We start from the raw sequence: 25,218 nt of genomic DNA, 5'->3' as shown, positions 1-25,218 counted from the left end.
TCCCCGGGGGTCGGATTCACCGGGGACGGGATCACGGGCTGGTACCCGGGGGACGGATTCACGGGCTGGTTCACGGGGGTGACCTCTCGCTTGTTCCGTGGATCGTGGCGCCGTGGGCCATCACACACAAATACTGAAAACGGAGTTCACCATAGCTGTTTCGGTATACCGGAAGCCTTCCCTCCGGCCACTCCGCACCAGGAGCAGGTATACCAGTTTACTTATACCGAGGCGCAGGAAGCGCATTTGTACGGTATGGGTCGGCGGCCCACAGTGGACGCATGACGGCAGATACAGGGCGGTGGATCCGCAACTTCGTAGAGGGACGGTTCGTGGAACCGGACGGGTCGGTCCGGGGCTTCGACGCGGTGGACCCGGCGACCGGCCGGGTGTACGCCCGGGTGCACGAGGCGGACGGACCGCTGGTGGACCGGGCCGTACGGGGGGCCAGACGGGCTCTGCACGACGGCTGGGCGGGTACGCCCGTCGGGGAGCGGACCGCGCTGCTGCGGCGGGCCGCCGACCGGATCGAGGAACGCTTCGAGGAGTTCGTGGCCGCCGAGGTGGCCGACACCGGCAAGCCGGTGGCCCAGGCCCGTTCGCTCGATGTCGCACGGGCCGTCGCCAACTTCCGTGCCTTCGCCGACGTGGTCGGGGCCGCCGGCCAGGAGTCGTTCGTGACCGACCTCCCCGGCGGCCGGCAGGCTCTCAACTACGCGGTGCGCAAGCCGCTCGGGGTCGTCGCGGTCATCGTGCCGTGGAACCTGCCGCTCCTGCTGCTGACGTGGAAGGTCGCCCCCGCGCTCGCCTGCGGCAACGCGGTGGTGGTCAAGCCGAGCGAGGAGACGCCCGCCACCGCGACCCTGCTGGCCGAGGTGCTGGCCGAAGTCGGCCTGCCCGCCGGGGTCTACAACGTGGTGCACGGCTTCGGCGGTGGTTCGGCGGGCGCGTATCTGACGTCCCATCCGGGGATCGACGGGGTGACCTTCACCGGCTCGTCCGCCACCGGCTCGCAGGTCATGCGGACCGTCGCACCCCGGGTGCGGCCGGTCTCCTTCGAACTGGGCGGCAAGAACGCCGCCCTGGTCTTCGACGACGCCGACATCGAGGAGACGCTCGACGGACTGGCCAGGTCCGTCTTCACCAACACCGGCCAGGTCTGCCTCTGCACCGAGCGGGTGTACGTACAGCGCTCGGTGTTCGCGGACATCGCGGACGGCCTGACCGCACGCGCCCGCGCCCTGCGCCTCGGCTCCCCCGGCGACGAGCGGACCACCACGGGGCCGCTCATCTCGCAGGCCCACCGCGCCAAGGTGCTGGGCTACTTCGACCTCGCCGAGCAGGCCGGGGCGAAGGTGCTCACCGGTGGCGGTGTGCCGGAGCTGGGCCCGGAGCTGGCGGGCGGTTCGTGGATCGAGCCGACGCTCTGGACCGGGCTGGACCAGACGGACCGGCCGGTACGCGAGGAGATCTTCGGCCCGGTGGCCGCACTGATCCCCTTCGACACCGAGGAGGAGGCCGTCGCGCTCGCCAACGACACCGAGTACGGCCTCGCGGCCTCCGTCTGGACCAACGACCTGCGCCGCGGCCACCGGGTGGCCCAGGCGATGGACACCGGGATGGCCTGGGTCAACACCTGGTTCCTGCGCGATCTGCGCTCCCCCTTCGGCGGTACCGGGCTCTCCGGCATCGGCCGGGAGGGCGGCGCGTCCTCGATGCACTTCTACACAGAGCCGACGAATGTGTGCGTACAGCTGTGAACGATCACCCCTCCCCCAGGACCGGCGCCGGGACGGCCGCCGAAGGCCCCGATGCCGACGCCGGTGTCGGCGCCGCTGTCGCCCGGCTCGCCGAGGCCGCCGCCACCCGCACCCCGTGCGCACCCGTCAGGGAGTTCATCGGCCGCACCGATCTGGACGCCGCCTATGAGGTGCAGCGCCGGCTCACCGAGGCCAGGAGCGCGGCCGGCGCCCGGATCGCGGGCGCCAAGATCGGGCTCACCGCCCCCGCCGTACAGCAGCAGTTCGGTGTCTACCAGCCGGACTTCGGGGTGCTCTTCGACGACATGGTGTACGCCCACACCGAGCCGCTGCCGTACGGCCGGTTCCTCCAGCCACGCGCCGAGGGCGAGATCGCGTTCGTACTGGGCCGGGACATCGACCGGCCGGGCGCGGGCGTCGCGGACGTCCTGCGGGCCACCGAGTTCGTGCTCCCCGCCATCGAGATCGTGGACTCGCGGATCGCCGGCTGGGACCTGTCCCTCACCGACACCGTGGCGGACAACGCCTCCAGCGGCGCGGTGGTCCTCGGCACCACCCCGTACTCACTGACCGGCCTCGACCTCGCCCGGGTCGGGATGACGCTCCGGCGCGACGGCGATCCCGTCGCGTTCGGCGCCGGTCACGCCTGCCTCGGCTCACCGGTCGTCGCGGTCGCCTGGCTGGCGCGCGAACTCGCCGCGCGGGGGCGGCCGTTGCGGGCCGGTGACGTGGTCATGTCCGGCGCGCTCGGGCCGATGGTGCCGGTCACCGGAGGGGGCCGGTTCCGGCTCGAACTGGACGGAATCGGCGAGGTCGACGCCGTCATCGAGGCGGCGGCACGGACCGCCGGCGAAGAGAGGACCCAGTGAGCACATCAGCATCGGCGTCCGGCACCGTCCCGGTCGCCGTCATCGGCTCCGGCAATATCGGCACCGACCTCATGATCAAGGTGCTGCGGCTGTCGAAGACCCTGCGCATGGGCGCGATGGCCGGGATCGACCCGGCGTCGGACGGCCTCGCCCGCGCCGCACGGCTCAAGGTCGCCACCACCCACCGGGGCGTCGAAGGGCTGGTGGAGATGGCGGAGTTCGCCGACATCAAGGTGATCTTCGACGCCACATCGGCCGGCGCCCATGTCCGTAACGCCGAACTCGCCCGCGCCCACGGCAAGTTGATGATCGACCTGACCCCCGCCGCGCTGGGTCCGTTCGTCGTGCCGTCCGTCAACCTGGACGAGCATCTGGACGCACCGGACGTCAACATGGTGACCTGCGGCGGGCAGGCGACCATCCCGGTCGTCGCCGCGGTCTCCCGGATCGCCCCCGTCGCGTACGGCGAGATCGTCGCCTCCATCGCCTCCCGCTCGGCGGGGCCCGGCACCCGCGCCAACATCGACGAGTTCACCGAGACCACCGGCGAGGCCATCCGGGTTGTCGGCGGCGCCGCGGTGGGCAAGGCGATCATCGTGCTCAACCCCGCCGAGCCCCCGCTCGCCATGCGCGACACGGTGCACTGCCTGGTCGAAGGGGCCGTACCGGCCGGTGTACGGGAGCGGATCGCCGCCTCCGTACGCGAGATGGCCGAGGCGGTACGCACGTATGTGCCCGGCTACCGGCTCAAGCAGGAGATGCAGTTCGAGGAGGTCACCGATGTCCTGGTCCCGGCGCTCGGCCGCCGGGTCACCGGACTCCGCGTCTCCGTCTTCCTGGAGGTCATCGGCGCGGGCCACTACCTCCCGGACTACGCCGGGAACCTCGACATCATGACCTCCGCCGCGGTCCGCACCGCCGAGAAGACCGCCGCACTCCGAGGATGGGTGACCCCATGAAGCTCTACATACAGGATGTGACCCTCCGCGACGGCATGCACGCGATGGGTCATATGTACACCGTCGACCAGGTGCGCCGGATCGTCGGCGCACTGGACCGGGCGGGGGTCGCCGCCATCGAGGTCGCGCACGGCGACGGGCTCGGCGGGTCGAGCGCCACCTACGGCTTCGGCGCGCACTCCGACGAGGAGTGGATCGAGGCGGCGGCCGACGTCCTGGTCCAGGCGAAGCTCACCACCCTGCTGCTGCCCGGCATCGGCACCATCGAGCATCTGCGCCGGGCGCACGCGCTGGGCGTACGGAGCGTACGCATCGCCACCCACTGCACCGAGGCGGATGTCGCGGCGCAGCACATCGCCTGGGCGCGCGAGAACGGGATGGACGTCTCGGGCTTCCTGATGATGAGCCACCTCAACTCCCCGCAGGGACTGGCCGGGCAGGCCGCGCTGATGGAGTCGTACGGCGCGCACTGCGTGTATGTGACGGACTCCGGCGGGCGGCTGACCATGCGGGACGTCGCCGACCGGGTCGCCGCGTACCGCGAGGTGCTCGACCCGGCCACCGAGATCGGCATCCATGCCCACGAGAACCTCTCGCTCTCGGTCGCCAACAGCGTCACGGCGGTGGAGCACGGCGCGCGCCGGGTGGATGTGGCGCTGGCGGGGCAGGGCGCGGGGGCGGGCAACTGCCCGGCCGAGCCGTTCGTCGCGGTCGCCGACCTGATGGGCTGGGAGCACGGCTGCGATCTGTTCGCGCTCCAGGACGCGGCCGACGACATCGTCCGGCCGATGCGCGACCGCCCGGTGCAGGTGGACCGGGAGACCCTGACCCTCGGGTACGCGGGCGTCTACTCCAGCTTCCTGCTGCACGCCGGACGAGCGGCCGAGCGGTACGGGCTCGACACCCGGGAGATCCTCCTGGAGGTGGGACGCCGGCAGCTGGTGGGCGGCCAGGAGGACCTGATCGTGGACATCGCACTGGACCTGGCCGCACGGCGCGGGTCCCTGACGGACGGGAGCGGCCAGTGACCGAGCAGGAGACCACCACGGGCCCGGGGCCCCTCGGCGCGGCCACCGTGGCGGAGCTGGCGGCGCGGCTCGACACGGCGCAGACGTCCGGGACCGACACCCCGAGCCTCGCCGACACCCACACCTTCGGCATCGATGACGCGTACGCGGTGCAGGCGGCGCTGCTGGCCCGCAGGCAGGCGCGCGGCGAGCACATCACCGGGGTGAAACTGGGCTTCACCAGCAAGGCGAAGATGGCCCAGATGGGCGTGTCCGACGTGATCGTCGGCCGGCTGACCGACGGGATGCGAATCGCGGACGGCGGCGATGCCGCACTGGACCGCTTCATCCATCCGAAGGCCGAGCCCGAGGTCGCGTACCGGCTCTGCCGCGATGTGGACCTGGCCGGCCCGCTGACGGACATCGAGTCCTGTGTGGACGCGATGGCGCCGGCGATCGAGATCATCGACTCCCGGTACCGGGACTTCCGGTTCACCTACGAGGACGTCGTCGCGGACAACACGTCGGCGGCCGGTTACGTGATCGGCCCCTGGCGCCCGTTCGGCGAAGCGGCCAACCGCGCGGTGCTGCTGCGCTCCGGTGAGGCCGAGGCGACCGGTTCGACCGCCGCCATCCTGGGCGACCCGGTCCACGCGCTGCACGCGCTGCTCGACATGTGCCGCCGCCGGTCCATCCCGCTGCGGGCCGGCCAGGTCGTGCTCGCGGGCGCGGCGACTGCGGCGCTCCCGCTCGCGGAGGGCGTGACCACGTGCGATGTGGCCGGGCTCGGCACGGTCTCGCTGAAGGGGATCCGATGAGCGGCGCACAGGTGATCAGAGGGCGGGCCACCCCACGCGGCCGGTTCCCGCATGTGAAGGTCGTCGGCGATGTGGTCTATGTGTCGGGCACCAGCTCGCGCAGGCCGGACAACACCTTCGTGGGCGCCGAGGCCGACGAACTCGGCACCACCCGCCTCGATATCAGGGCGCAGACCCGCGCCGTCATCGAGAACATCCGGGGCATCCTCGCCGAGGTCGGCGCCGAGCTGTCGGACGTCGCCCAGCTCACCACGTATCTGGTCTCCATGAACGACTTCGGCGGCTACAACGAGGTCTACGGCGAGTACTTCGACGAGCAGGGCCCGACCAGGACCACGGTCGCGGTGCACCAGCTGCCGCATCCGCATCTGCTGATCGAGATCCAGGCGGTGGCCCATCTGCCGCGCTCCGCCGGACCGCCCGCAGAACCGCCCGCCGCACAGACCACGGACACGGCACAGAACACGGACACGGCGCAGAACACGCACAGCACGACCAGCACGACCAGCACGCACGGCAAGAGCAGCAAGAACAGCACGATCAGCACGGAGGTGCTCCCATGACCGCCATCCCCCCGGTCATCGATTTCCAGGGCTGGATCACCGAGCACGAGCACCTGCTCAAGCCCCCGGTGAACAACAGGACCATGTCGCTCGGCGAAGACTTCATCGTCCAGATCGTCGGCGGCCCCAACGAGCGGACCGACTACCACCTCGACCCGTACGAGGAGTGGTTCTACCAGGTCAAGGGCGCGATGCAGGTGAACGTCATGACCGAGGACGGCCCGCGGACCGTGCACATCAAGGAGGGCGAGGCCTGGCTGCTCCCCGGCAGCCTCCCGCACTCCCCGCAGCGGCCCGACCCCGCCTCGATCGGCCTGGTCATCGAGCGGGTGCGCGAGGAAGGGACCCTGGAGCGGTTCCAGTGGTACTGCCCCGAGTGCGCGGCCCTCGTCCATGAGACCGAGCTCCAGGTCCGGGACATCGTCGCCGATCTGCCGCCGGTCTTCGCCGAGTTCTACGGCGACGAGAAGGCCCGGAGCTGCCCGCAGTGCGGCGCCCTCCACCCCGGGAAGGGCTGACCGTGGACCCGACGATCGACATCCACACCCACTATGTGCCGCGCGGCTGGCCCGATCTGACGGCCGACGGCGGGCCGGACGCGCCCTGGCTGCGGATCGAGTCCGAGTCCGAGGCCATGATCATGATGGGCAGCCGGGAGTTCCGCCGGATCCAGCGGGACTGCTGGGACGCGGAGACCCGGCTGCGCGACATGGAAGCGGACGGCGTACGGGCCCAGGTGGTCTCCCCCACCCCTGCGTTCTTCCAGTACGGCAGGTCCGGCGCCGAGGCCGCCAGGATCGCCCGGATCTTCAACGATCTGGCCCTGGAGATCACCGCCCCGGCGCCGGACCGGCTGATCCCCTTCTGCCAGGTGCCGCTCCAGGACACCGACGCCGCCTGCCGCGAGGTGGAGCGCAGTCTCGCCAACGGCCACCGGGGGGTGGAGATCGGCAACCATGTCGGGGACCTCGACCTGGACAGCGAAGGGGTCGTCACCTTCCTCCAGCACTGCGCCTCGCTCGGCGTTCCGGTCTTCGTGCACCCCTGGGACATGGCCAGTTCGCCCCGGCTCGACCGCTGGATGGCGCAGTGGCTCACCGCGATGCCGGCGGAGACCCATCTGTCGATCCTCGCGATGATCCTGGGCGGGGTCTTCGACCGGGTCGACGAACGGCTGAAGATCTGCTTCGCGCACGGCGGCGGTTCGTTCGCCTTCTGGCTCGGCCGGATGGAGAACGCGTGGCACGGTCGCAACGACGTCATCGGCACCTCGCTGTTTCCGCCGTCGCACTACATCGGCCGGTTCTCGGTGGACTCGGTGGTCTTCGACGACCGCGCACTGCGGCTCCTGGTCGACACGGTCGGCGCCGACCGCGTGATGGTGGGCAGCGACTACCCGTACCCGCTGGGCGAACGCCCGGTCGGCGACGTCGTACGCAAGAGCGGCTTCCTCAGCGAGGCGGACCGCGCGCTGATCACGCACGGCAACGCGGAGCGCTTCCTGGGGACGGGCGGCTGAGAGCGGCCTCCGGGGCGCGGACTCCGGGCCGGGTGCGGGCCCCGGGCCGCCCGAGGGTACGGACTCCGGCCGCCGGGGCGGGAACTCCGGCTCGGGAAAAGGGACTTCGCTTCCTGAGCGCCGGGAGCGGGCCCCGCTCAGGAGGAGCTGCCGCCGCCACCGCCCTGCCGGGCCATACCGGCGGCGACCTCCTCCAGGGCCAGGATCAGCGCCCGCGCGGACGGGCTGGGGGTACGGGCCGCGGGCAGGGTCAGTCCGACGCTGTGGCCGATCGGCTCCAGGGGGACGCCGAGGCGGACGATCCTGGGGTCGTCGCGGGCGATCAGGCTGGGCAGCGCCGCCACCACATCGGTCTCCAGCAGGAGTTGACGTACTGTCAGGAACGAGGTGGTCTCCACCCGGTTCCTCGGCAGGGCGATCCCGTGGCGGGCGAAGAACTCCTCGATCTCCCGGCGCAGCGCGGTCTCGGCACCCGGCAGGATCCACGGATAGTCCGCCAGCTCCGCGAGATCCACCGCGCCGTGCCCGGCGAGCGCGTGCGAGGCCCTGACGACCAGTTCGACCGACTCGTCGTACAGCTTGCGGCGCACGGTGCGCTCGTCGGACGGTACGGTCAGCCGCCCCACGGTGAAGTCGATGCGCCCGGCCTCCAGTTCGAGGAGCAGCGCCTCGGGCGATGCCTCCCGGACCACCACGGTGAGGTGGGGGCGTTCCTTCTTGACCGCCGCGATGGCGCGCGGGAGCAGCACGTTCGACCCGGCGAGGTGGGTGCCGACGATCACCGTGCCGCGGTCGGCGTCGGCCAGCTCGACCACATGGCGGCCCGCCTGGGTGACCTCGGCGAGCACGGTCCTGGCGTGGGTGAGGAACGCCTCTCCGAAGACGGTCGCGGTGACGCCCCGGGGGCCGCGCTCGAAGAGCGGTACGCCGAGGATGTCCTCCAGCTCGTGGAGGCTGCGGGTGGCGGCCGGCTGTGTCACATGGAGTTCGACGGCGGCGCCGACCACGCTGCCCCGGCGGGCGAGGGCGTCGACCAGGACCAGATGACGGAACTTCAGCCGGCCGTCGAGCAGGCGGGGGATCTTCACCCGGCCGACCTTAGGGCGTGCGTGCCGGACGCCGCGCGACGGGCGACACTTTGACGACGGGCCCCGGGGCCTGAGGTCAGGCCGCCGCGGGCGCCCCGTCCGCCGGGGTGGGCTCCGGGCGCTCCCTGTCGTACGCGACCAGGAGCAGGACGATCAGCCCGAGCACCACGATCATCGCGACGAAGGCGGGCCAGCCGACCAGGCCTAGGGTGAGCGCCCCCAGGACGCCGTGCACGACCGCGCAGGTGATCAGCAGGATCCGGCCGAAGCGGCCGGGCCCACGGTCCGTGAGGGATGCGCGCAGCGGGAAGTACGCGCAGAGCAGCAGATAGACGCCGAAGACGCCGCCGCCCACCCAGGAGCCGGTGCTTATCGCGCTCGGCTTCAGGCCCGCCAGGGACATGTGCTGGTTGTGGGCCACCTTGCCGAGTATCAGATTCACGAAGGCGATCCCGAACGCCTCAAGGACGAGGACGATCGCAGCCACCAGGGCCACCGGCCTGCGTGCCATGAGTCCACCCACCCCCAGTCGGATCCGGCAGCCGGACCCGACAGTCAGATCCGGTCGGATCCCGGTCGGATCGCTGTCGGATCACGCTTGTTACCGCAAGTACGTGCGACACGCGCAGGCTACTAACGGGTAGTCGCGGGGACAAGGGCCGGGGCGATGACGGGTCATCGACCAGGACAGGGACCCGGGCGGGGCCTGGCCGGGGACCCGGGCGGGGATCGGCACAGGGGCCCGGAACCGGCGGCAAAGAATCGCCCGCCCCTTCGTAGGGACTCCACAAAGAAACGCGAGCGGCAGCGGCCCTGACCGACAGAGACCTAACCCACATGACGGGGCTACTGTGGGTTTCGGGAACCATCCGTACCGTGGTGTGACAAGGGAATTCACGGCCCGCCCGAGGCCCGTGTCACACCGTGTGTGGGGAAGCTCACCCATGGGGACAGGTCGAAACACGGTGTCGGCAGTCCCTAAACTCAGCTTGTTTCAGCGAACTCTTCGGCACGATGACCTGCCGAGTAAACCCGGCTCGGGTGCGAGCGGGGAAAACACCGCAAGGAGGGAGCCATCGTGCACAAGGTGCTCATCGCCAACCGTGGCGAAATCGCTGTCCGCGTCGCACGGGCCTGCCGGGACTCCGGGATCAAGAGCGTAGCCGTCTACGCGGATCCGGACCGGGACGCGCCGCACGTACGCGCGGCCGACGAGGCGTTCGCCCTGGGCGGTGACACCCCGGGCACCAGCTACCTGGACATCGGCAAGGTCCTCCAGGCCGCGAAGGACTCGGGCGCCGACGCCATCCACCCCGGCTACGGCTTCCTCTCGGAGAACTCCGAGTTCGCCCAGGCCGTCCTGGACGCCGAACTCATCTGGATCGGCCCCCCGCCGCACGCCATCCGCGACCTCGGCGACAAGGTCGCCGCCCGGCACATCGCGCAGCGCGCGGGCGCTCCGCTGGTCGCCGGTACCGCGGACCCGGTCGAGGGCTCCGACGAAGTCGTGGCGTTCGCCGAGGAGAACGGCCTGCCGGTCGCGATCAAGGCGGCCTTCGGCGGCGGCGGGCGCGGCCTGAAGGTCGCCCGCACCCTTGAGGAGATCCCCGAGCTCTACGACTCGGCGGTCCGTGAGGCCGTGGCCGCCTTCGGCCGCGGCGAGTGCTTCGTCGAGCGCTACCTCGACAAGCCCCGGCACGTCGAGACCCAGTGCCTGGCCGACAAGTTCGGCAATGTCGTGGTGGTCTCCACCCGCGACTGCTCGCTCCAGCGCCGCCACCAGAAGCTGGTCGAGGAGGCGCCCGCGCCGTTCCTGAGCGAGGAGCAGAACGCCGAGCTGTACGCGGCGTCCAAGGCCATCCTCAAGGAGGCCGGTTACGTCGGCGCGGGCACCGTCGAGTTCCTGGTGGGCCTCGACGGCACGATCTCCTTCCTGGAGGTCAACACCCGCCTCCAGGTGGAACACCCGGTCACCGAAGAGGTGTCGGGCATCGACCTGGTCCGCGAGATGTTCCGCATCGCCGACGGCGAGGAGCTGGGTTACGACGACCCGAAGCTGCGCGGTCACTCCTTCGAGTTCCGTATCAACGGCGAGGACCCGGGCCGCGGCTTCCTGCCCGCGCCCGGCACCGTCACCACCTTCGCGCCGCCGACCGGCCCCGGCGTCCGCCTCGACGCGGGTGTCGAGTCCGGTTCGGTCATCGGCCCCGCCTGGGACTCGCTGCTCGCCAAGCTGATCGTCACCGGCGCCACCCGCGAGCAGGCCCTCCAGCGTGCCGCCCGCGCGCTGGGCGAGTTCACCGTGGAGGGCATGGCCACCGCCATCCCCTTCCACCGCGCGGTCGTCGTCGACCCAGCCTTCACCTCGGACCCCTTCCGTATCCACACCCGCTGGATCGAGACCGAGTTCGTCAACGAGATCCCGCCCTTCGCCCCGGCCGGCGGCGAAGCGGACGAGGACGAGTCCGGGCGCGAGACGATCGTCGTCGAGGTCGGCGGCAAGCGTCTTGAGGTCTCGCTGCCGTCCTCGCTCGGGATGTCCCTGGCCCGTACCGGTCTCGCGGCGGGTGCCAAGCCCAAGCGCCGGGCGGCCAAGAAGTCCGGTTCCGCCGTCTCCGGCGACACCCTCGCGTCCCCGATGCAGGGCACGATCGTCAAGATCGCGGTCGAGGAGGGCCAGGAGGTCAAGGAGGGCGACCTGGTGGTCGTCCTGGAGGCGATGAAGATGGAGCAGCCGCTCAACGCGCACCGCTCCGGCACCGTGAAGGGCCTCGCCGCCGAGATCGGCGCCTCCGTCTCGTCCGGCGCCATGATCTGCGAGATCAAGGACTGACGGCACAGCTGAAAGTTACGGGGTGAGCCCCGGCCGGACACCGTGAATTCTGGTGGTCGGGCCGGGGCTCACCCCGTAGCTGCTCCATGCGGCGGAACCGGCCACAGCCGCACAGCCGCAGCCTCACATCCGCAGCCGAACAGCGGCAGAGCTAGCGGCGCCGCATATCGGCCACCCGCGCCTGCTGTTGCTGCTGTTGCTGCTCGGCCAGCGAGACCGCGCTGCGCAGCGGCTGCGGCCCGCCCGGGTGGGTGCGCCGCTGACCGGGGAGCGGCATGTCCCGGCGCGGCGGCCGGCCGGCCGGGTGGGGCTCACCGCCCGGCCCGGGGCCGGCCGCAGTCCCACCCGGCCCGGCCACCGCGATCTGCACGCCCTGGTCGGCGAGCGCCTGCAACTCCGTTACCGCACGGTCGTCCTGGGGGGACGGCTCATCGGTGACCAGCCGGGTGATCACATCCGTCGGCACCGTCTGGAACATGGTGTCGGTGCCCAGCTTGGTGTGGTCGGCGAGGACCACCACCTCCGCCGCGGCCTGCACCAGGGCCCGGTCCACGCTGGCCGAGAGCATGTTGGAGGTGGAGAGGCCGCGCTCGGCGGTCAGCCCGCTGCCGGAGAGGAAGGCCCGGGAGACCCGTAGCCCCTGGAGGGACTGCTCGGCACCGCTGCCCACCAGGGCGTAGTTGGACCCGCGCAGGGTGCCGCCGGTCATCACCACCTCGACCCGGTTGGCATGGGCCAACGCCTGGGCCACCAGCAGGGAGTTGGTGACCACCGTCAGCCCGGGGACCCGCGCGAGCCGGCGGGCCAGCTCCTGCGTGGTGGTCCCCGCCCCCACCACGATGGCCTCGCCTTCTTCGACGAGCCCCGCGGCGAGATCGGCGATGGCCGTCTTCTCGGCGGTCGCGAGATGGGATTTCTGCGGGAAGCCGGATTCTCGCGTGAATCCACCCGGCAGCACGGCACCGCCGTGGCGGCGGTCGAGGAGTCCTTCCGCCTCCAGCGCCCGCACGTCCCGACGTACGGTCACTTCGGAGGTCTGGACGACACGGGCGAGCTCACGGAGCGACACGGCCCCATTGGCGCGCACCATTTCAAGGATCAATTGGCGACGTTCAGCAGCGAACACGGAACAGACAGTAACCCCACCGGCCCATCGTTCTCAGCACTTTGCGCCGAAAAACAGAAGGTGCGCACAGATGGGATCAGCAGGTGGTATACGGGGCACGAGCACCGACCGGCCGCACATCGACCGCTCCCCCGGCCGCACCCCCGCCGGACCCGGCGGACCCGCCGCTGCCCCGGTGCCGGCCCTCGCCGTCAGCCCCCGGCGTCAGTCCTCGCCCGCCACCTTCCGGGTGTGCAACTGCCGTGCCACCTCGGCGATCGAGCCGGAGAGGGACGGGTACACGGTGAAGGCATTGGCGATCTGTTCCACCGTCAGGTTGTTGTCGACGGCGAGCGAGATCGGGTGGATCAGCTCACTGGCCCGGGGCGCCACGACCACTCCCCCGACCACGATGCCGGTTCCGGGGCGGCAGAAGATCTTGACGAAACCGTCCCTGATGCCCTGCATCTTGGCGCGGGGGTTACGCAGCAGCGGCAGCTTGACGGTGCGCGCCTCGATCCTGCCCGAGTCGACGTCGGCCTGGCTGTAGCCGACGGTGGCGATCTCCGGGTCGGTGAAGACGTTGGAGGAGACCGTCTTGAGGTTCAGCGGCTGCACCGCGTCACCGAGGAAGTGGTACATCGCGATACGGCCCTGCATGGCCGCGACCGAGGCGAGGGCGAAGACCCCGGTGACGTCGCCCGCCGCGTAGACACCGGGGGCGCTGGTACGGGAGACCTTGTCGGTCCAGATGTGGCCGGACTCCTTGAGCCGCACCCCGGCCTCGTCCAGGCCCATACCGGCGCTGTTGGGGATGGCACCGACCGCCATCAGACAGTGCGAACCGGAGATGACCCGGCCGTCGGCCAGGGTGACCTCGACCCGGTCGCCGACCCTCTTCGCGGAGGCGGCGCGCGAGCGGGCCATCACGTTCATGCCCCGGCGGCGGAACACGTCCTCCAGGACGGCGGCGGCGTCCGGGTCCTCGCCGGGGAGCACCCGGTCCCGGCTGGAAACGAGCGTGACGCGTGAGCCGAGCGCCTGGTAGGCGCCCGCGAACTCGGCGCCCGTGACACCGGAGCCGACCACGATCAGCTCGTCGGGCAGCTCGTCCAGGTCGTACACCTGGGTCCAGTTGAGGATGCGCTCGCCGTCCGGCTGCGCGTCCGGGATCTCCCGGGGGTGGCCGCCGGTCGCGAGCAGCACCGCGTCGGCCGTCAGCGTCTCCTCGGTGCCGTCGGCGGCGGTGACGATCACCTGGCGGGAGCCGTCCATGGCCTGCTGCCCGGCGAGCCGGCCACGGCCGCGCATCACCCGGGCCCCGGCCCTGGTGACCGACGCGGTGATGTCGTGGGACTGGGCCAGGGCGAGCCGCTTGACCCGCCGGTTCACCTTGCCGAGGTCCACGCCGACCACCCGGGCCGCCTGTTCCAGCGGCGGGGTGTCGTCGGCGACGATGATGCCCAACTCCTCGTACGAAGAGTCGAAGGTCGTCATCACCTCGGCCGTGGCGATCAGAGTCTTGGACGGTACGCAGTCGGTGAGCACCGATGCCCCGCCGAGGCCGTCGCAGTCGACGACGGTCACCTCCGCGCCGAGCTGGGCGCCCACCAGGGCCGCCTCGTATCCGCCAGGTCCGCCGCCGATGATCACGATCCGGGTCACGAAAAATCCGCCTCGCGTTGTCACCCCGGCCGCACTGCCGCCCCGGCCGGGGGTCCGGGGGGAGCCCCCGGGGAATGCAGTACGTGCTTCATTGTCCCGCACTCTTCAAGATGCTTCACCCCCGGGGCTCCCCGGGCCCGCCGGGGCCGGTCCCGGCCCCTTCCGGACGGCCCGGTCCCGGCCCTCTTCCGGGCGGCTCGGTCGGCCCAGTGACCCGGCCCGGAAATGCCACTGTCGTACCCTCGACAGCATGTCGCTCTACGCCGCGTACGCCGGCAACCTCGACGCGCGGCTGATGAGTCGCCGCGCCCCCCACTCCCCCCTGCGCGGCACCGGCTGGCTCAACGGCTGGCGGCTGACCTTCGGCGGGGAGCAGATGGGCTGGGAAGGAGCGCTCGCCACGCTGGTGGAGGCTCCGCGCTCGCAGGTCTTCGTCGCCCTGTACGACATCGCCCCCATGGACCAGGACTCGATGGACCGCTGGGAGGGCGTCGGCCTCGACATATACCGGCGGATGCGGGTCCGGGTGGACACCCTGGAGGGCGAGGAGCCGGCGTGGCTCTACGTACTGAACGGGTACGAGGGCGGGCTGCCGTCCGCGCGGTATCTGGGCGAGCTGGCCGACGCCGCCGAGTCCGCGGGCGCCCCGCACGACTATGTGATGGAGCTGCGCAAGCGCCCCTGCTGAGGCGCGCGGATCCGTCCTGCCGGGCCCCCTCGGGGCTCCCCCGCGGCGTTCGTCGGAAACGACAAGACAACGATCGCAACTCCGTCGGCCAGAACATCTACGCGCGTAGGCCGTTTCCGGTTACCCTCTTCGGCGTGAACGCTTCTGTAAACCCGGACATCCAGGGCCCCGCCGACAACCCCACTGTCGCCGCCGACGCCGCCGCCACCCGCCTGCGTGAGCTCACCGGCGCAGAGACCCACGACGTGGCCCTCGTCATGGGCTCCGGCTGGGCCCCGGCCGTCGACGCGCTGGGCACGCCCGTGGCCGATCTCGCCGTGACCGAACTGCCCGGGTTCCCGCCGCCCGCCGTCGAGGGGCACGGCGGGCGCATCCGCTCGTACGCCGTCGGGGGCAAGCGCGCGCTGGTCTTCCTCGGCCGCACCCACTACTACGAGGGCCGCGGCGTCGCCGCCGTCTCGCACGGAGTGCGTACCGCGGTCGCCGCGGGCTGCAAGACGGTCGTGCTGACCAACGGCTGCGGCGGTCTGCGCCCCGGGATGCGGCCCGGCCAGCCGGTCCTCATCAGTGACCACATCAACCTGACGGCCACCTCGCCGATCATGGGCGCCAACTTCGTGGACCTCACCGACCTGTACTCGCCGCGGCTGCGCGCGCTCTGCAAGGAGGTCGACAGCTCGCTGGAGGAGGGCGTGTACGTCCAGTTCCCCGGCCCGCACTACGAGACGCCCGCCGAGATCAACATGGTCCGGGTGCTCGGTGGCGACCTGGTCGGCATGTCCACGGTGCTGGAGGCCATCGCGGCGCGCGAGGCCGGTGCGGAGGTGCTCGGCATCTCGCTGGTCACGAACCTGGCGGCCGGGCTGACCGGGGAGCCGCTCAACCATGAAGAGGTGCTGCAGGCGGGGCGCGACTCCGCCGCGCGGATGGGTTCGCTGCTCTCGAAGGTCCTGGAGCGGATCTGAGGCGCCGGACCACGCAGGGGGCGGCGGGGTTGGAGTCGTCCTCAAGCGCCGGACGGGCTGAAGGACGGTCTCACACGCCGGCCGGGCTCGAACGATGTCCTCAATCGCCGGACGGGCTGGAATCTGCCTCGTCGACCAACACCACACCCCCCGCGCCCGAGAAAGGCAGACCACCGTGGAGCAGGACCTGATCGCCCGCGCCAAGACCTGGCAGGCGGAGGACCCCGACGCCGACACCCGTGAGGAGCTGGCACAGCTCATCGAGGCGGCCACGGCCGACACCGGGGGATGCGGCATCGGGGGCGACGCCGTCGCCGAGCTGGCCGACCGCTTCAGCGGCACCCTCCAGTTCGGCACCGCAGGGCTCCGCGGCGAGCTGGGCGCGGGGCCGATGCGGATGAACCGGGCCGTCGTCATACGCGCCGCGGCCGGCCTCGCCGCGTATCTGAAGGCGCAGGGCCAGGACGGCGGCCTGGTCGTCATCGGCTACGACGCCCGCTACAAGTCCGCGGACTTCGCCCGGGACACCGCGGCCGTGATGACCGGCGCCGGGCTGCGCGCGGCCGTGCTGCCGCGCCCGCTGCCCACCCCGGTCCTGGCCTTCGCCATCCGCCACCTGGGCGCGGTCGCGGGCGTCGAGGTCACCGCGAGCCACAACCCGCCGCGCGACAACGGCTACAAGGTCTATCTGGGCTGGGGGTCCCCCCGGATGGAATCTGGGGGAGGCTCGCAGATCGTCCCCCCGGCCGACACCGGGATCGCGGCCGAGATCGACGCGGTGCGCAGCCTGCACGACGTACCGCGTCCGGAGAGCGGCTGGGAGACCCTCGGCGAGGACGTCCTGGCGGCGTATCTGGCCCGTACGGACGCCGTACTGACCCCCGGCTCCCCCCGTACCGCCCGCACCGTCTACACGGCGATGCACGGGGTCGGCAAGGAGACGCTGCTCGCCGCGTTCGCCAGGGCGGGCTTCCCGGAGCCGGTGCTCGTCGCCGAACAGGCCGAGCCCGATCCGGCGTTCCCGACGGTCGCCTTCCCCAACCCGGAGGAGCCGGGCGCGATGGACCTCTCCTTCGCGACCGCCCGCCGCGCCGCCCCCGACCTCGTCATCGCCAACGACCCGGACGCGGACCGCTGCGCGGTGGCCGTCCCGTACGAGGGCGACTGGCGGATGCTGCGCGGCGACGAGCTGGGCGCGCTGCTCGCCGCGCATCTGGTCCGGCGCGGCGTGACCGGCACCTTCGCCGAGTCGATCGTGTCGTCGTCGCTGCTCGGCCGGATCGCGGACGCGGCCTCGCTGCCGTACGAGGAGACACTGACCGGCTTCAAGTGGATCGCCCGCGTCGACGGCCTGCGGTACGGGTACGAGGAGGCGCTCGGCTACTGCGTCGACCCGGACGGCGTACGCGACAAGGACGGCATCACGGCGGCCCTGCTCGTCGCCGAACTGGCCTCCGTACTGAAGGCCGAGGGCCGCACTCTGCTCGACCTGCTCGACGAACTGGCCGTACGGCACGGGCTGCACGCGACGGACCAGCTGTCGGTGCGCGTCGAGGACCTGTCGGTGATCGCGGACGCGATGCGCCGGCTGCGTGAACAGCCGCCGGCGGAGCTGGCCGGTCTCAAGGTCACGAGCGCCGAGGACCTGTCCGCCGGCACGGAGCACCTCCCGCCCACGGACGGCCTGCGCTACCACCTGGAGGGCGCCCGGGTGATCGTCCGCCCGAGCGGCACCGAGCCGAAGCTCAAGTGCTACCTGGAGGTGGTCCTGCCGGTGGAGGCCGTCGCGGACGTCCCGGCGGCCAGGAGCCGCGCGGAGGGGATCCTGACGGCGCTCAAGGCGGACCTGTCGCGGGCGGCGGGGCTGTAGAGCCGCCCGTCACCCGCCACCCCAGCGCCCTGTGGGCCCCCTGCCGGGACCGTCGTCACCAGGGCAGGGGGCCCTCGGCGTCGAAGTAGCCCCCGGTGGGCCCGTCCGGGGACACCTGGGCCATGCGCACGATGATTCCGGCGCCCTGCTCGACGCTCTGGGTGCCGGTGTTCCCGTTCAGATCGGTCTTGGTGAAGCCGGGCTCCACCGCGTTGATCCGCATCTCCGGGAACGCCTTCGCGTACTGCACGGTGACCATGTTGACCGCCGTCTTCGACGCCGGGTAGGCGACGCCCGGGTAGGCGTACCCCGGGGAGTCAGGGGCGGAGGCCCCGGTCAGTGAGGCCAGACCGCTGCTGACGTTGACCACGACGGGGGCGGCCGAGCGGCGCAGCAGGGGGAGGAAGGCGTGCAGGACCCGGACCGTGCCGAAGACGTTCGTCTCGAAGGTGGCGCGCATCGTGTCGGCCGTCAACTCGGCCGGCCCGATCACGGAGTTGTCCGCGGCGCGCTCCTCGATACCGGCGTTGTTGACCAGGACGTCGAGCCCTCCCCGGGCGGCGACGGCCTCGGCCGCCGCCGCCACGGACGCGTCGTCGGTGGTGTCGATGACGACCAGCCGGGCGCCCAGCTCATCGGCGGCCCGGCGCCCGCGTCCGGCGTCCCTGCTGCCGAGGTAGACGGTGTGCCCCGCCGCGATGAGCCGGCGGGCGGTCTCGTGGCCGAGACCCTTGTTCGCTCCAGTGATCAGTGTGGTGGTCATGGCTCCACGATGCGGCTTCCGGGTGCGGTCAGCCAGGCGTCCCGTCTTCCTGTGACTGCCAGTACCAGGAAGATCCGCGCCGCCGGGGGCAGAGTGGTGCCATGACGGCCACGGAGTTCGGCAAAGCGGTACGGCGCTGGCGCGACCGGGTCTCCCCCGGAGCGGCCGGGCTGCCCGTCGGCGGCCACCGGCGCGCGGCCGGGCTGCGCCGCGAGGAGCTGGCTCTGCTGGCCGGGATCTCGGTCGACTATGTCACCCGCCTCGAACAGGGCCGGGCCGCCAACCCGTCGGTGCAGGTCGTCGAGGCGCTGGGCCGGGCGCTGCGCCTCTCGGCCGCCGAGCGTGAGCATCTGTTCCGGGCCGCCGGACTCGTACCGCCGGGGCGGGGCACGGTGCCCGCCCACCTCACGCCCGGCGTCCAGCGGATGCTGGACCGGCTGACCGGCACACCGGTCGCGGTCTTCGACGCGGCGTGGACGCTGCTGCTGGCCAACCCGCTGTACACCGCCCTGATGGGCGAGTGGCACGGCAAGGACCGCAACGCGGTGTGGCGCAACTTCCTGGGCTCGGGGACTCGTGCCCGCCACACACCGGAGTCCCGGCGCGCGCTGGAGGCGGCACAGGTCACCGGCTTGCGTACGGCGGCCGCCCGGTACCCCGCGGACCAGCGGCTGCGGCGCCTGATCGCGGAGTTGCGCGCCGGGAGTGAGCGGTTCGCTGAGCTGTGGGACTCCGGGGTGGTGGCCGAGTACGAGGCCCCGCACAAGACCATCGACCACCCGCAGGTGGGCGCGGTGACGCTCGACTGCGACCTGCTCGGCGTCACCGGCAGCGATCTGCGCATCATGGTCTACACGACCGAGCCGGGCACCCGGGATGCTGAACAGCTCGCGCTCATCGGGGTGTTGGGTACGCAGGCGCTAAGGGCTGTCCCGTAATCCCTGGTGGATCAGCGCGCGGCGTCAGATGCGGTGCATCGCAAGGCGGAGGGGCGTCCGCATACTGGCTGTATTCGGGCGTTCCGACAACGCGGCGAGGCGCCGTAACTGTCGTCGAGCGCCCGCCAGGGATTGCGGGACAGCCCTTAGCCGACGTGGCCGTCGGGGCGAATGTGTACCGTGTCGCCGTCCGCAGTGCCGTAGGCGGCGAAGGCGTGTCCTTCAGCGTCGATGACGTATGCGCCGGGCGAAGACTGGCCGGGGCGAAGGACCGCGTAGGTGTGGGGCTCGTCGGGAGCGGGTGCCCCGAACACAAGGCGGGTCGCGTGTGGACCTCGGCAGAGGTCGAACAGTCGGATCGCCTTGCCATCGGGGTCCCTCAACGGCGCGTCAGGGGCACGGTCGCCCGCGACGAGCCGGCCTTCGGAGGTCCGGTAGCTGACATCGAGTTGCCGGGTGTTCTCGCCGCGCTCGTACGCGTCCTCGACGCCGTCCTTGTGCCGCTCCAGGAGTTCCTCGCTGAGGGTGAGCGTCCTGGTCGCGACCGTGCGCCGTTCGCTCTCGTAGGTGTCGAGCAGTTCCGGCGAACCGTCAGCCAGCTTCCAGCCAAGGTTGTAGGCGTCTTGCACGCCCGTGTTCAGCCCCTGGCCTCCGGTCGGCGGATGCACGTGCGCGGCGTCACCTGCGATGAACACCCGGCCGATACGAAATCGCTCGGCCAGGCGGATGTTCGGCCGCCACACTGTCGACCACGCCAGATCGGCCAACCGCACGCCGGCATCAAGCGCGTCGAGCTTCTCCTGCAGGGTGCCCAGCGACGGCTCGGTGTCCTGCTCGGACAGCGGTGTGCCGAACTGGAACAGTCCGCCCCTGTTCGGCAGCGGGCTGAGCTGGATCCCGGAGGACACATCGGCGGCACGGGCGAACCAGTACCCGTACTCGTGGTCAAGTCCGTCCGCCGACACGTCCCCGAGCAGAACCCGCATCGATTCGTCCGTTGTGCCCTCGAACGCTATGCCCAGTGTCTTGCGGACGGTACTGCGCCCACCGTCGGCGCCCACCAGGTACGCCACCCGCACGGTCTCACCCGTGGACAGGTGAGCCGTCACCCCGTCCGGGTCCTGCTCGAAGCCGATCAGCTCCGTGTTCAGTTCCACACTCGCCCCGAAGGCGGCGAGCCGGTCGCGGAGTACGGCCTCCGTCTGGGACTGCCCGAGGATCCAGGCGTTCGGGTAGGGGACATCGGGCGTCGGCTGGAGGTGTTCGGCTGTCCGCCTCTCTCCCACGAACTCTCCGTCGAGGTGCACACGCGTCGTCGGCACGGATCGTCCCTGGTCGAGCACCGTGTCGAGGACGCCGAGGTCGTCGAACACTTCCAGCGTGCGCGGCTGGAGGGTGTCGCCGCGCGAGCCGGCGAAGTGGCAAGCCGCCTTGTCGATGACGCGTACGTCGATTCCGCGCCGGGCGAGGTCGATGGCCAGGGTCAGACCGGTGGGCCCGGCTCCCGCGATGAGGATCCGCATGACTGAACTCCAATTCACTGAATATGGATTCAGGTTGATCCCTTGGTACGGTTCGTGTCAAGGAGGTGCCGTGAAGCGCACGGAGATGGCGGCGGAGACCGAGGCCGCGCTGAAGGCCGCGGCGAAGCGGGTGTTCGCCGCTCGTGGCTACCTGAACGCGAAGATCACCGACATCACCGCCGAGGCCGGCCGCGCGGCCGGATCTTTCTACAACCACTTCGCGAGCAAGGAAGAACTGCTCGAAGCGCTCCTGGCCGACATGCTGGCGGACAGCGCCCTGAGAGCCTCCGCTCCCGACCACAAGCCGGACTTCACCGACCCCGACGCGATCCGCTGGCATGTCAGGGACTACGTCGGCTTCTACCGGGAGAACGCCGCGACTTTGCGCGCCATGCAACAGGCCGCACTGGTCAGCGAAACCTTCGCGAGGACGCTGGCCGAGTACGGCGCCACCGAGAGGGCCGACCTCATGGATCACGTCGAGCACATCACCCACGCCGGGCTCCGGTTGCCCGCCTCACCCGAGGTCAGCCTCCAGTTCATGCACGGGCTCCTCGACACCTGTCTGCAAACCGGGCAGCAGCTCTCGCCGGACCTCGACGACGAGGAACTGACCGAAGTGGTGACGCGTTTCGTCTACCGCGGTCTCACCGGCCGCGACTATTGAGCCGGACCCGGCCGGGCCAAGCCGGTCCGTGCGGGCAGCCGGGCTTGGCGATCAGTCGCTCATGCCGGGCAGCGTCCCCGCTCTGGTCCGGCTGCGGAGCAAGCGTGATCCAGTAATACAGCCGGTGGTTTCACGGTGAGTGAGCTCGTGCGGTGCGGGTGCGGTAGTGGCCGACTCGGGCTCGGGACTGGCGGCGGGTGCGCCAGCGGTGCCAGTGCATGACAAGGCAGGTCCGGGCGGTGCGGGCGGGGGCGGGGACGAACCGGTCGTACAGTCGGTGGATCTCGTTCACGGTCGCGGCGGGAGCGGCCGAGTGCATGATCGGCGGGCTCTCCCGGGCGGGCCTCCCCCCTCTTTGCGTGCCCCGGTTTTGCGTGCCCCGGCAGCGTGCTGGTGGGCCCGCACGACCGTGGAGTCCACCGACACCGTCCAGTCGAGGTCGTCGTCAGCGTCCGCCGCCGCCAGGACGGCGGCGAGGATCATCTCCCAGGTGCCGTCGACGGCCCATCTGATCAGTCGTTTGTGGGCGGTCTGGAACGGGCCGAGCTCGTCGGGCAGGTCCCGCCAGGGCGAGTTGGTGCGGTACTGCCACGCGATGGCCTCAAGGGTACGGCGATGGTCGGCCCACCGCCGCCCGTGGACCGGATCGGCCGGCATGAGCGGCTCGATCCGGTCCCACATCGCATCAGGGATCACTAATCGGACAGACCTATCCGATCAACTGACCAACCCACCAAAGAGACACGCCCTCGCCGAGCTGTGGCCGTCGGCGGTGACCGGACCTCGTGTCCGCTGAAACCCGTATGCCCTGATCCTCACGTTCCCCGACCCCGTGTCCCCGTGTCCCCGTGTCCCCGTGTCCCCGTGTCCCCGTTGCCCGTGTGTCACGGGAGTGTTGCGGTCCGGGCCGTCTGCAACCGCCGCAGGTCTCTCCTGCCTCCCTTTCACTCAGAAGGGTCCGCAAGGAGTGGGCCGGCATCCGACCTACGGAGAAGCAATGCGCAGCAACAAGAGGCTCTCGGCTCTCGGCATCGTCGTCGTGGCCGCCGCACTGTCCCTGACGGCCTGTGGACCCGACGACTCCAGCGCCTCCGGGACATCGTCGTCCGGTGCCTCCGACTCCGCCTCGGCGTCCGGCTCGTCCGGCGCGACGTCCTCGTCCAGCGCCACGGCCGGCCAGGACAGCTCGTCCGGCAACGGTTCCAGCAATTCCAGCAGTTCAGGTGGCGGCAGCAGCACCAGCGGCGGTTCCGGCTCGTCGAATTCCGGCTCCGGTTCCGCGTCCGGCAGCGCCTGCAAGACGGCCAACCTCACGGTCTCGACCCAGCACGGCATCTCGGGCGAGGGCCAGGAGATCGTCGACTTCAAGAACAGCGGCTCCATTTCCTGCACGATGCGCGGCTACGCGGGCGTCGACCTCAAGGGCAAGGGCGACTCGAAGGGCATCAGCGCCGAGCGCGGCGGCTCCAACGAGCGGCCCCTCGTCAAGCTGGCCCCCGGCGAGTCGACCCAGTTCGTCCTGAACTACCCGCTGAACAAGACCGGCGGCAGCGGCTACACGTTCACCACCATGGTGGTCACGCCGCCCGGCGAGACCCACTCGAAGACCCTGAGCACCTCCATCAACGTCGGCGTGGGCAACCCCGACGCGGGCTCCGACTCCCCCGGCATCGTCATCTACGCGGTCGGTACGGGCAAGTAGCGGCCCCACAAAAGGCGTTGAGCGGCGGCGCGGCGGGGCGGACACCGGCCGGGCCCCGGCGGGTCCGGCGGCCGCTCAGCCGCGCCGCAGCGTCGCGGTGGCGATCTCCAGGAAGTCGCGCAGCAGCCTCCCCCGCCGGTCCGCGACGGCGACCAGGCACGTCTCGATCCCGGGGGCGTCGGTGACGGGCAGATGGGTGAGATCGGGGCGGGGGTAGGAGCGCGCGACGCTCAGCGGGACGAGCGCGATGCCGTGCCCGGAGGCGATGAGCTCGAATTTTTCCTCAAGTGAGGACGTACGCCGCCTCGGTGCGTCGAGCATTCGCTCGCCATCGAGCTCCGCGGAGGTGAGCTGGTCACGGTGCGCGAGCGGGTGCGTCACGGGCAGGCAGGCGACCCTGGGCTCCTGGCCGATGGGGACGGTGTGCAGCCCCGAGTCGTCGAACGGCCGCCGCAGATATCCGGCCTGGGCCCGTCCGTCCCGCAGCGGCGCGTCCTGCTCCCACCAGCGCGTCGGTACGACATCGGTCTCGACCTCCGGGTGGCGCGAGGTGAACGCCCGGATCGCCTCCGACACATGGAGCCCCGGAGAGAAGGCGACGGCGATCCGCTGGATGCCCCGGTCGGCGTCCACCACCCGCCGCAGCGCCGATGTGGCGGCCGTGAGGATCCCCTGCGCCTCCTCGTAAAGCTGCTTCCCGGCAGCTGTCAGCTCCACGCTGCGGGTGGTCCGCTCAAGCAGCGTGCACTCCAACTCCTGCTCGAAGGCCCTGATCTGACGGCTTAGCACCGGCTGGGCGATGTAGAGCTGTTCGGCCGCGCGGCCGAAGTTCCGGTGCTCGGCCACCGCGACGAAGTAGCGGAGCTTGCGCAGATCCAGATCCATACCCCGAAGGTATCAATGGTCCGGAAAGGTATTGGACGGTTCCGGGTGACCGCGCCGAGACTCAGGGCATGATCGTGATCACTACTCCTGCCGGCAAGACCGGCAGTGAACTCCTGGGCGTCCTGCATGAGGACACCTTTGAACGCACCCCCGGGGCCGCCGGCCCGACCACCTTCCACCAGCGGTGCGAGGAGCTCATCAGGCCGGCGGTGCAGGCATGAGCGCCCCGACCGCACTCATCATCGGGGCCTCCCGCGCCCTCGGTCTCGGCCTCGCCACCGAGTTCGCACGCCGCGGCTGGGACGTCATCGGCACCGTACGGGGCAGTGAGCGCACCGGACTCCACGACCTGGCCGACGCCTCCGGGGGCCGGGTCACGGTCGAGTCTCTCGACATGACGAAGCCCGAACAACTGGCCGCGCTGCGCGAGCGCCTGGCCGGACGCACGCTCGACCTGCTGTTCGTCAACGCCGCCATCACCCGGGGCGACATCCCGGTCGGCGAGGTCCCGGAGGAGATGTTCACCGAGGTCATGGTCACGAACGCGCTCAGCCCGATGCGCGTGGTCGAGTCCCTGCGCTCACTGGTCGCACCGGCCGGGACCATCGGTGTCATGTCCTCGCGCCAGGGCAGCCTCACCCTGAACACCAGGGGCGGTCACGAGGTCTACCGGGCCAGCAAGTCCGCGCTGAACCAGCTGATGCGCAGCTACGCCGTCCGATACGCCGACGCCGCCCACACGCTGCTGCTCATGTGCCCCGGCCATGTACGCACCGAACTCGGCGGGCCTGACGCCCCCCTGACCATCGATCAGTCCGTGCCCGGTGTGGTGGACACGATCGAGAGCCACCGGGGCGAACCGGGCCTGCACTTCCTCAACTACCGGAACGAGACCGTGCCCTGGTAGCGCTCCCTGCCCTGACGGCGGGCGGGGGGGGCGGGGGGGGGGGGCGGGGGAGACCGGCCCGCCCCCCCCGAACCAGAGAGCTGTTAGGAATAACAGTTTTGGGGTGTGCGAGAGGGCGGGGGCG

The 25,218-nt window shown here is 71.1% G+C and carries 23 protein-coding genes and 2 pseudogenes; 17 read left to right on the top strand and 8 right to left on the bottom strand.

The window, feature by feature from the left end:
* The first annotated feature begins 281 nt into the window (after positions 1 to 281).
* From ACFXBC_RS09800 to ACFXBC_RS09765, 8 genes and pseudogenes are all read left to right on the top strand, one after another.
* Positions 282 to 1,760 carry a 2-hydroxymuconic semialdehyde dehydrogenase gene (locus tag ACFXBC_RS09800; RefSeq protein ID WP_385020960.1) on the top strand — a complete coding sequence of 493 codons (1,479 nt, stop codon included), beginning with the start codon at positions 282 to 284 and terminating at the stop codon, positions 1,758 to 1,760.
* Positions 1,757 to 2,629: a 2-keto-4-pentenoate hydratase gene (locus ACFXBC_RS09795; protein WP_385020957.1), complete on the top strand. Its 873-nt coding sequence runs from the start codon at positions 1,757 to 1,759 to the stop codon at positions 2,627 to 2,629. The genes ACFXBC_RS09800 and ACFXBC_RS09795 overlap by 4 nt, the downstream gene beginning before the upstream one ends.
* On the top strand, positions 2,626 to 3,588 hold the full coding sequence (locus ACFXBC_RS09790; protein ID WP_385020954.1) for an acetaldehyde dehydrogenase (acetylating): 963 nt from the start codon (positions 2,626 to 2,628) through the stop codon (positions 3,586 to 3,588). The genes ACFXBC_RS09795 and ACFXBC_RS09790 overlap by 4 nt, the downstream gene beginning before the upstream one ends.
* Entirely contained in the window at positions 3,585 to 4,616 is a 1,032-nt protein-coding gene (gene dmpG, locus ACFXBC_RS09785; protein WP_385020951.1) for a 4-hydroxy-2-oxovalerate aldolase, read from the top strand. The genes ACFXBC_RS09790 and dmpG overlap by 4 nt, the downstream gene beginning before the upstream one ends.
* Positions 4,613 to 5,413, top strand: a complete 801-nt coding sequence (locus tag ACFXBC_RS09780) for a 2-keto-4-pentenoate hydratase (protein WP_385020948.1) — start codon at positions 4,613 to 4,615, stop codon at positions 5,411 to 5,413. Before dmpG ends, ACFXBC_RS09780 begins: the two co-directional genes overlap by 4 nt.
* Positions 5,410 to 5,823, top strand: a pseudogene (locus tag ACFXBC_RS09775) (RidA family protein); the annotation flags it as partial. The gene ACFXBC_RS09780 and the pseudogene ACFXBC_RS09775, both read left to right, overlap by 4 nt.
* Before the next feature lie 149 nt (positions 5,824 to 5,972).
* Positions 5,973 to 6,494 carry a 3-hydroxyanthranilate 3,4-dioxygenase gene (locus tag ACFXBC_RS09770; protein WP_385020945.1) on the top strand — a complete coding sequence of 174 codons (522 nt, stop codon included), beginning with the start codon at positions 5,973 to 5,975 and terminating at the stop codon, positions 6,492 to 6,494.
* Between the two features lie 2 nt (positions 6,495 to 6,496).
* Positions 6,497 to 7,495 carry an amidohydrolase family protein gene (locus ACFXBC_RS09765; protein WP_385020942.1) on the top strand — a complete coding sequence of 333 codons (999 nt, stop codon included), beginning with the start codon at positions 6,497 to 6,499 and terminating at the stop codon, positions 7,493 to 7,495.
* Between the two features lie 137 nt (positions 7,496 to 7,632).
* Here the strand turns inward: ACFXBC_RS09765 and ACFXBC_RS09760 are convergent, their stop codons facing one another.
* Both ACFXBC_RS09760 and ACFXBC_RS09755 read right to left on the bottom strand, forming a co-directional pair.
* Positions 7,633 to 8,583, bottom strand: coding sequence for a LysR substrate-binding domain-containing protein (locus ACFXBC_RS09760; RefSeq protein ID WP_385020939.1), 951 nt, complete (start codon positions 8,581 to 8,583; stop codon positions 7,633 to 7,635).
* Between the two features lie 76 nt (positions 8,584 to 8,659).
* The gene (locus ACFXBC_RS09755; RefSeq protein ID WP_385020936.1) at positions 8,660 to 9,094 is read right to left on the bottom strand and encodes a hypothetical protein; all 435 of its coding nucleotides are present in this window, start codon (positions 9,092 to 9,094) and stop codon (positions 8,660 to 8,662) included.
* 567 nt (positions 9,095 to 9,661) lie between these two features.
* Here ACFXBC_RS09755 and ACFXBC_RS09750 point away from each other — a divergent pair.
* Positions 9,662 to 11,416, top strand: coding sequence for an acetyl/propionyl/methylcrotonyl-CoA carboxylase subunit alpha (locus ACFXBC_RS09750; RefSeq protein ID WP_385020933.1), 1,755 nt, complete (start codon positions 9,662 to 9,664; stop codon positions 11,414 to 11,416).
* 151 nt (positions 11,417 to 11,567) lie between these two features.
* Here ACFXBC_RS09750 and ACFXBC_RS09745 read toward each other — a convergent pair whose 3' ends face one another.
* Complete coding sequence (locus ACFXBC_RS09745) at positions 11,568 to 12,542, bottom strand: DeoR/GlpR family DNA-binding transcription regulator (RefSeq protein WP_385020930.1); 975 nt, start codon at positions 12,540 to 12,542, stop codon at positions 11,568 to 11,570.
* Between the two features lie 204 nt (positions 12,543 to 12,746).
* Entirely contained in the window at positions 12,747 to 14,186 is a 1,440-nt protein-coding gene (locus tag ACFXBC_RS09740) for an NAD(P)H-quinone dehydrogenase (protein WP_385020927.1), read from the bottom strand.
* A 250-nt stretch (positions 14,187 to 14,436) separates the two neighbouring features.
* Here ACFXBC_RS09740 and ACFXBC_RS09735 point away from each other — a divergent pair, with 250 nt between their 5' ends.
* The 3 genes from ACFXBC_RS09735 (at position 14,437) to ACFXBC_RS09725 (ending at position 17,709) form a co-directional block, all read left to right on the top strand.
* Positions 14,437 to 14,874: a gamma-glutamylcyclotransferase gene (locus ACFXBC_RS09735; protein WP_385020924.1), complete on the top strand. Its 438-nt coding sequence runs from the start codon at positions 14,437 to 14,439 to the stop codon at positions 14,872 to 14,874.
* Between the two features lie 134 nt (positions 14,875 to 15,008).
* On the top strand, positions 15,009 to 15,839 hold the full coding sequence (locus tag ACFXBC_RS09730) for a purine-nucleoside phosphorylase (RefSeq protein WP_385020921.1): 831 nt from the start codon (positions 15,009 to 15,011) through the stop codon (positions 15,837 to 15,839).
* 175 nt (positions 15,840 to 16,014) lie between these two features.
* Complete coding sequence (locus tag ACFXBC_RS09725; RefSeq protein ID WP_385020918.1) at positions 16,015 to 17,709, top strand: phospho-sugar mutase; 1,695 nt, start codon at positions 16,015 to 16,017, stop codon at positions 17,707 to 17,709.
* A gap of 55 nt (positions 17,710 to 17,764) precedes the next feature.
* Here the strand turns inward: ACFXBC_RS09725 and ACFXBC_RS09720 are convergent, their stop codons facing one another.
* Positions 17,765 to 18,472 carry an SDR family NAD(P)-dependent oxidoreductase gene (locus ACFXBC_RS09720; RefSeq protein WP_385020915.1) on the bottom strand — a complete coding sequence of 236 codons (708 nt, stop codon included), beginning with the start codon at positions 18,470 to 18,472 and terminating at the stop codon, positions 17,765 to 17,767.
* 101 nt (positions 18,473 to 18,573) lie between these two features.
* Here ACFXBC_RS09720 and ACFXBC_RS09715 point away from each other — a divergent pair, with 101 nt between their 5' ends.
* The gene (locus ACFXBC_RS09715) at positions 18,574 to 19,410 is read left to right on the top strand and encodes a helix-turn-helix transcriptional regulator (RefSeq protein WP_385020912.1); all 837 of its coding nucleotides are present in this window, start codon (positions 18,574 to 18,576) and stop codon (positions 19,408 to 19,410) included.
* Between the two features lie 146 nt (positions 19,411 to 19,556).
* On the opposite strand, the gene ACFXBC_RS09710 is transcribed toward ACFXBC_RS09715, so the two are convergent.
* Entirely contained in the window at positions 19,557 to 20,933 is a 1,377-nt protein-coding gene (locus tag ACFXBC_RS09710; protein ID WP_385020910.1) for an FAD-dependent monooxygenase, read from the bottom strand.
* A 70-nt stretch (positions 20,934 to 21,003) separates the two neighbouring features.
* Between ACFXBC_RS09710 and ACFXBC_RS09705 the strand changes: the two genes are divergently transcribed.
* Positions 21,004 to 21,600, top strand: coding sequence for a TetR/AcrR family transcriptional regulator (locus ACFXBC_RS09705; protein ID WP_385020907.1), 597 nt, complete (start codon positions 21,004 to 21,006; stop codon positions 21,598 to 21,600).
* A 299-nt stretch (positions 21,601 to 21,899) separates the two neighbouring features.
* Here the strand turns inward: ACFXBC_RS09705 and ACFXBC_RS09700 are convergent.
* Positions 21,900 to 22,281, bottom strand: a pseudogene (locus ACFXBC_RS09700) (IS5 family transposase); the annotation flags it as partial.
* 316 nt (positions 22,282 to 22,597) lie between these two features.
* On the opposite strand from ACFXBC_RS09700, the gene ACFXBC_RS09695 reads away from it, so the two are divergent.
* The gene (locus ACFXBC_RS09695) at positions 22,598 to 23,302 is read left to right on the top strand and encodes a DUF4232 domain-containing protein (RefSeq protein ID WP_385020904.1); all 705 of its coding nucleotides are present in this window, start codon (positions 22,598 to 22,600) and stop codon (positions 23,300 to 23,302) included.
* Positions 23,303 to 23,377: 75 nt separating this feature from the next.
* On the opposite strand, the gene ACFXBC_RS09690 is transcribed toward ACFXBC_RS09695, so the two are convergent.
* Positions 23,378 to 24,187, bottom strand: a complete 810-nt coding sequence (locus ACFXBC_RS09690) for a LysR family transcriptional regulator (RefSeq protein WP_385020901.1) — start codon at positions 24,185 to 24,187, stop codon at positions 23,378 to 23,380.
* A gap of 68 nt (positions 24,188 to 24,255) precedes the next feature.
* On the opposite strand from ACFXBC_RS09690, the gene ACFXBC_RS09685 reads away from it, so the two are divergent.
* Positions 24,256 to 24,408, top strand: a complete 153-nt coding sequence (locus ACFXBC_RS09685; protein ID WP_385020898.1) for a hypothetical protein — start codon at positions 24,256 to 24,258, stop codon at positions 24,406 to 24,408.
* Positions 24,405 to 25,094: an SDR family NAD(P)-dependent oxidoreductase gene (locus tag ACFXBC_RS09680; RefSeq protein WP_385020895.1), complete on the top strand. Its 690-nt coding sequence runs from the start codon at positions 24,405 to 24,407 to the stop codon at positions 25,092 to 25,094. Before ACFXBC_RS09685 ends, ACFXBC_RS09680 begins: the two co-directional genes overlap by 4 nt.
* The last annotated feature ends 124 nt before the right edge of the window (positions 25,095 to 25,218 follow it).

Origin of the sequence: Streptomyces sp. NPDC059398 (genome assembly GCF_042751845.1) — a bacterium.
GTDB lineage: Bacteria > Actinomycetota > Actinomycetes > Streptomycetales > Streptomycetaceae > Streptomyces.
Note: the sequence above shows the minus strand (reverse complement) of the source record. Positions and strands in the feature narration are given on the sequence as shown.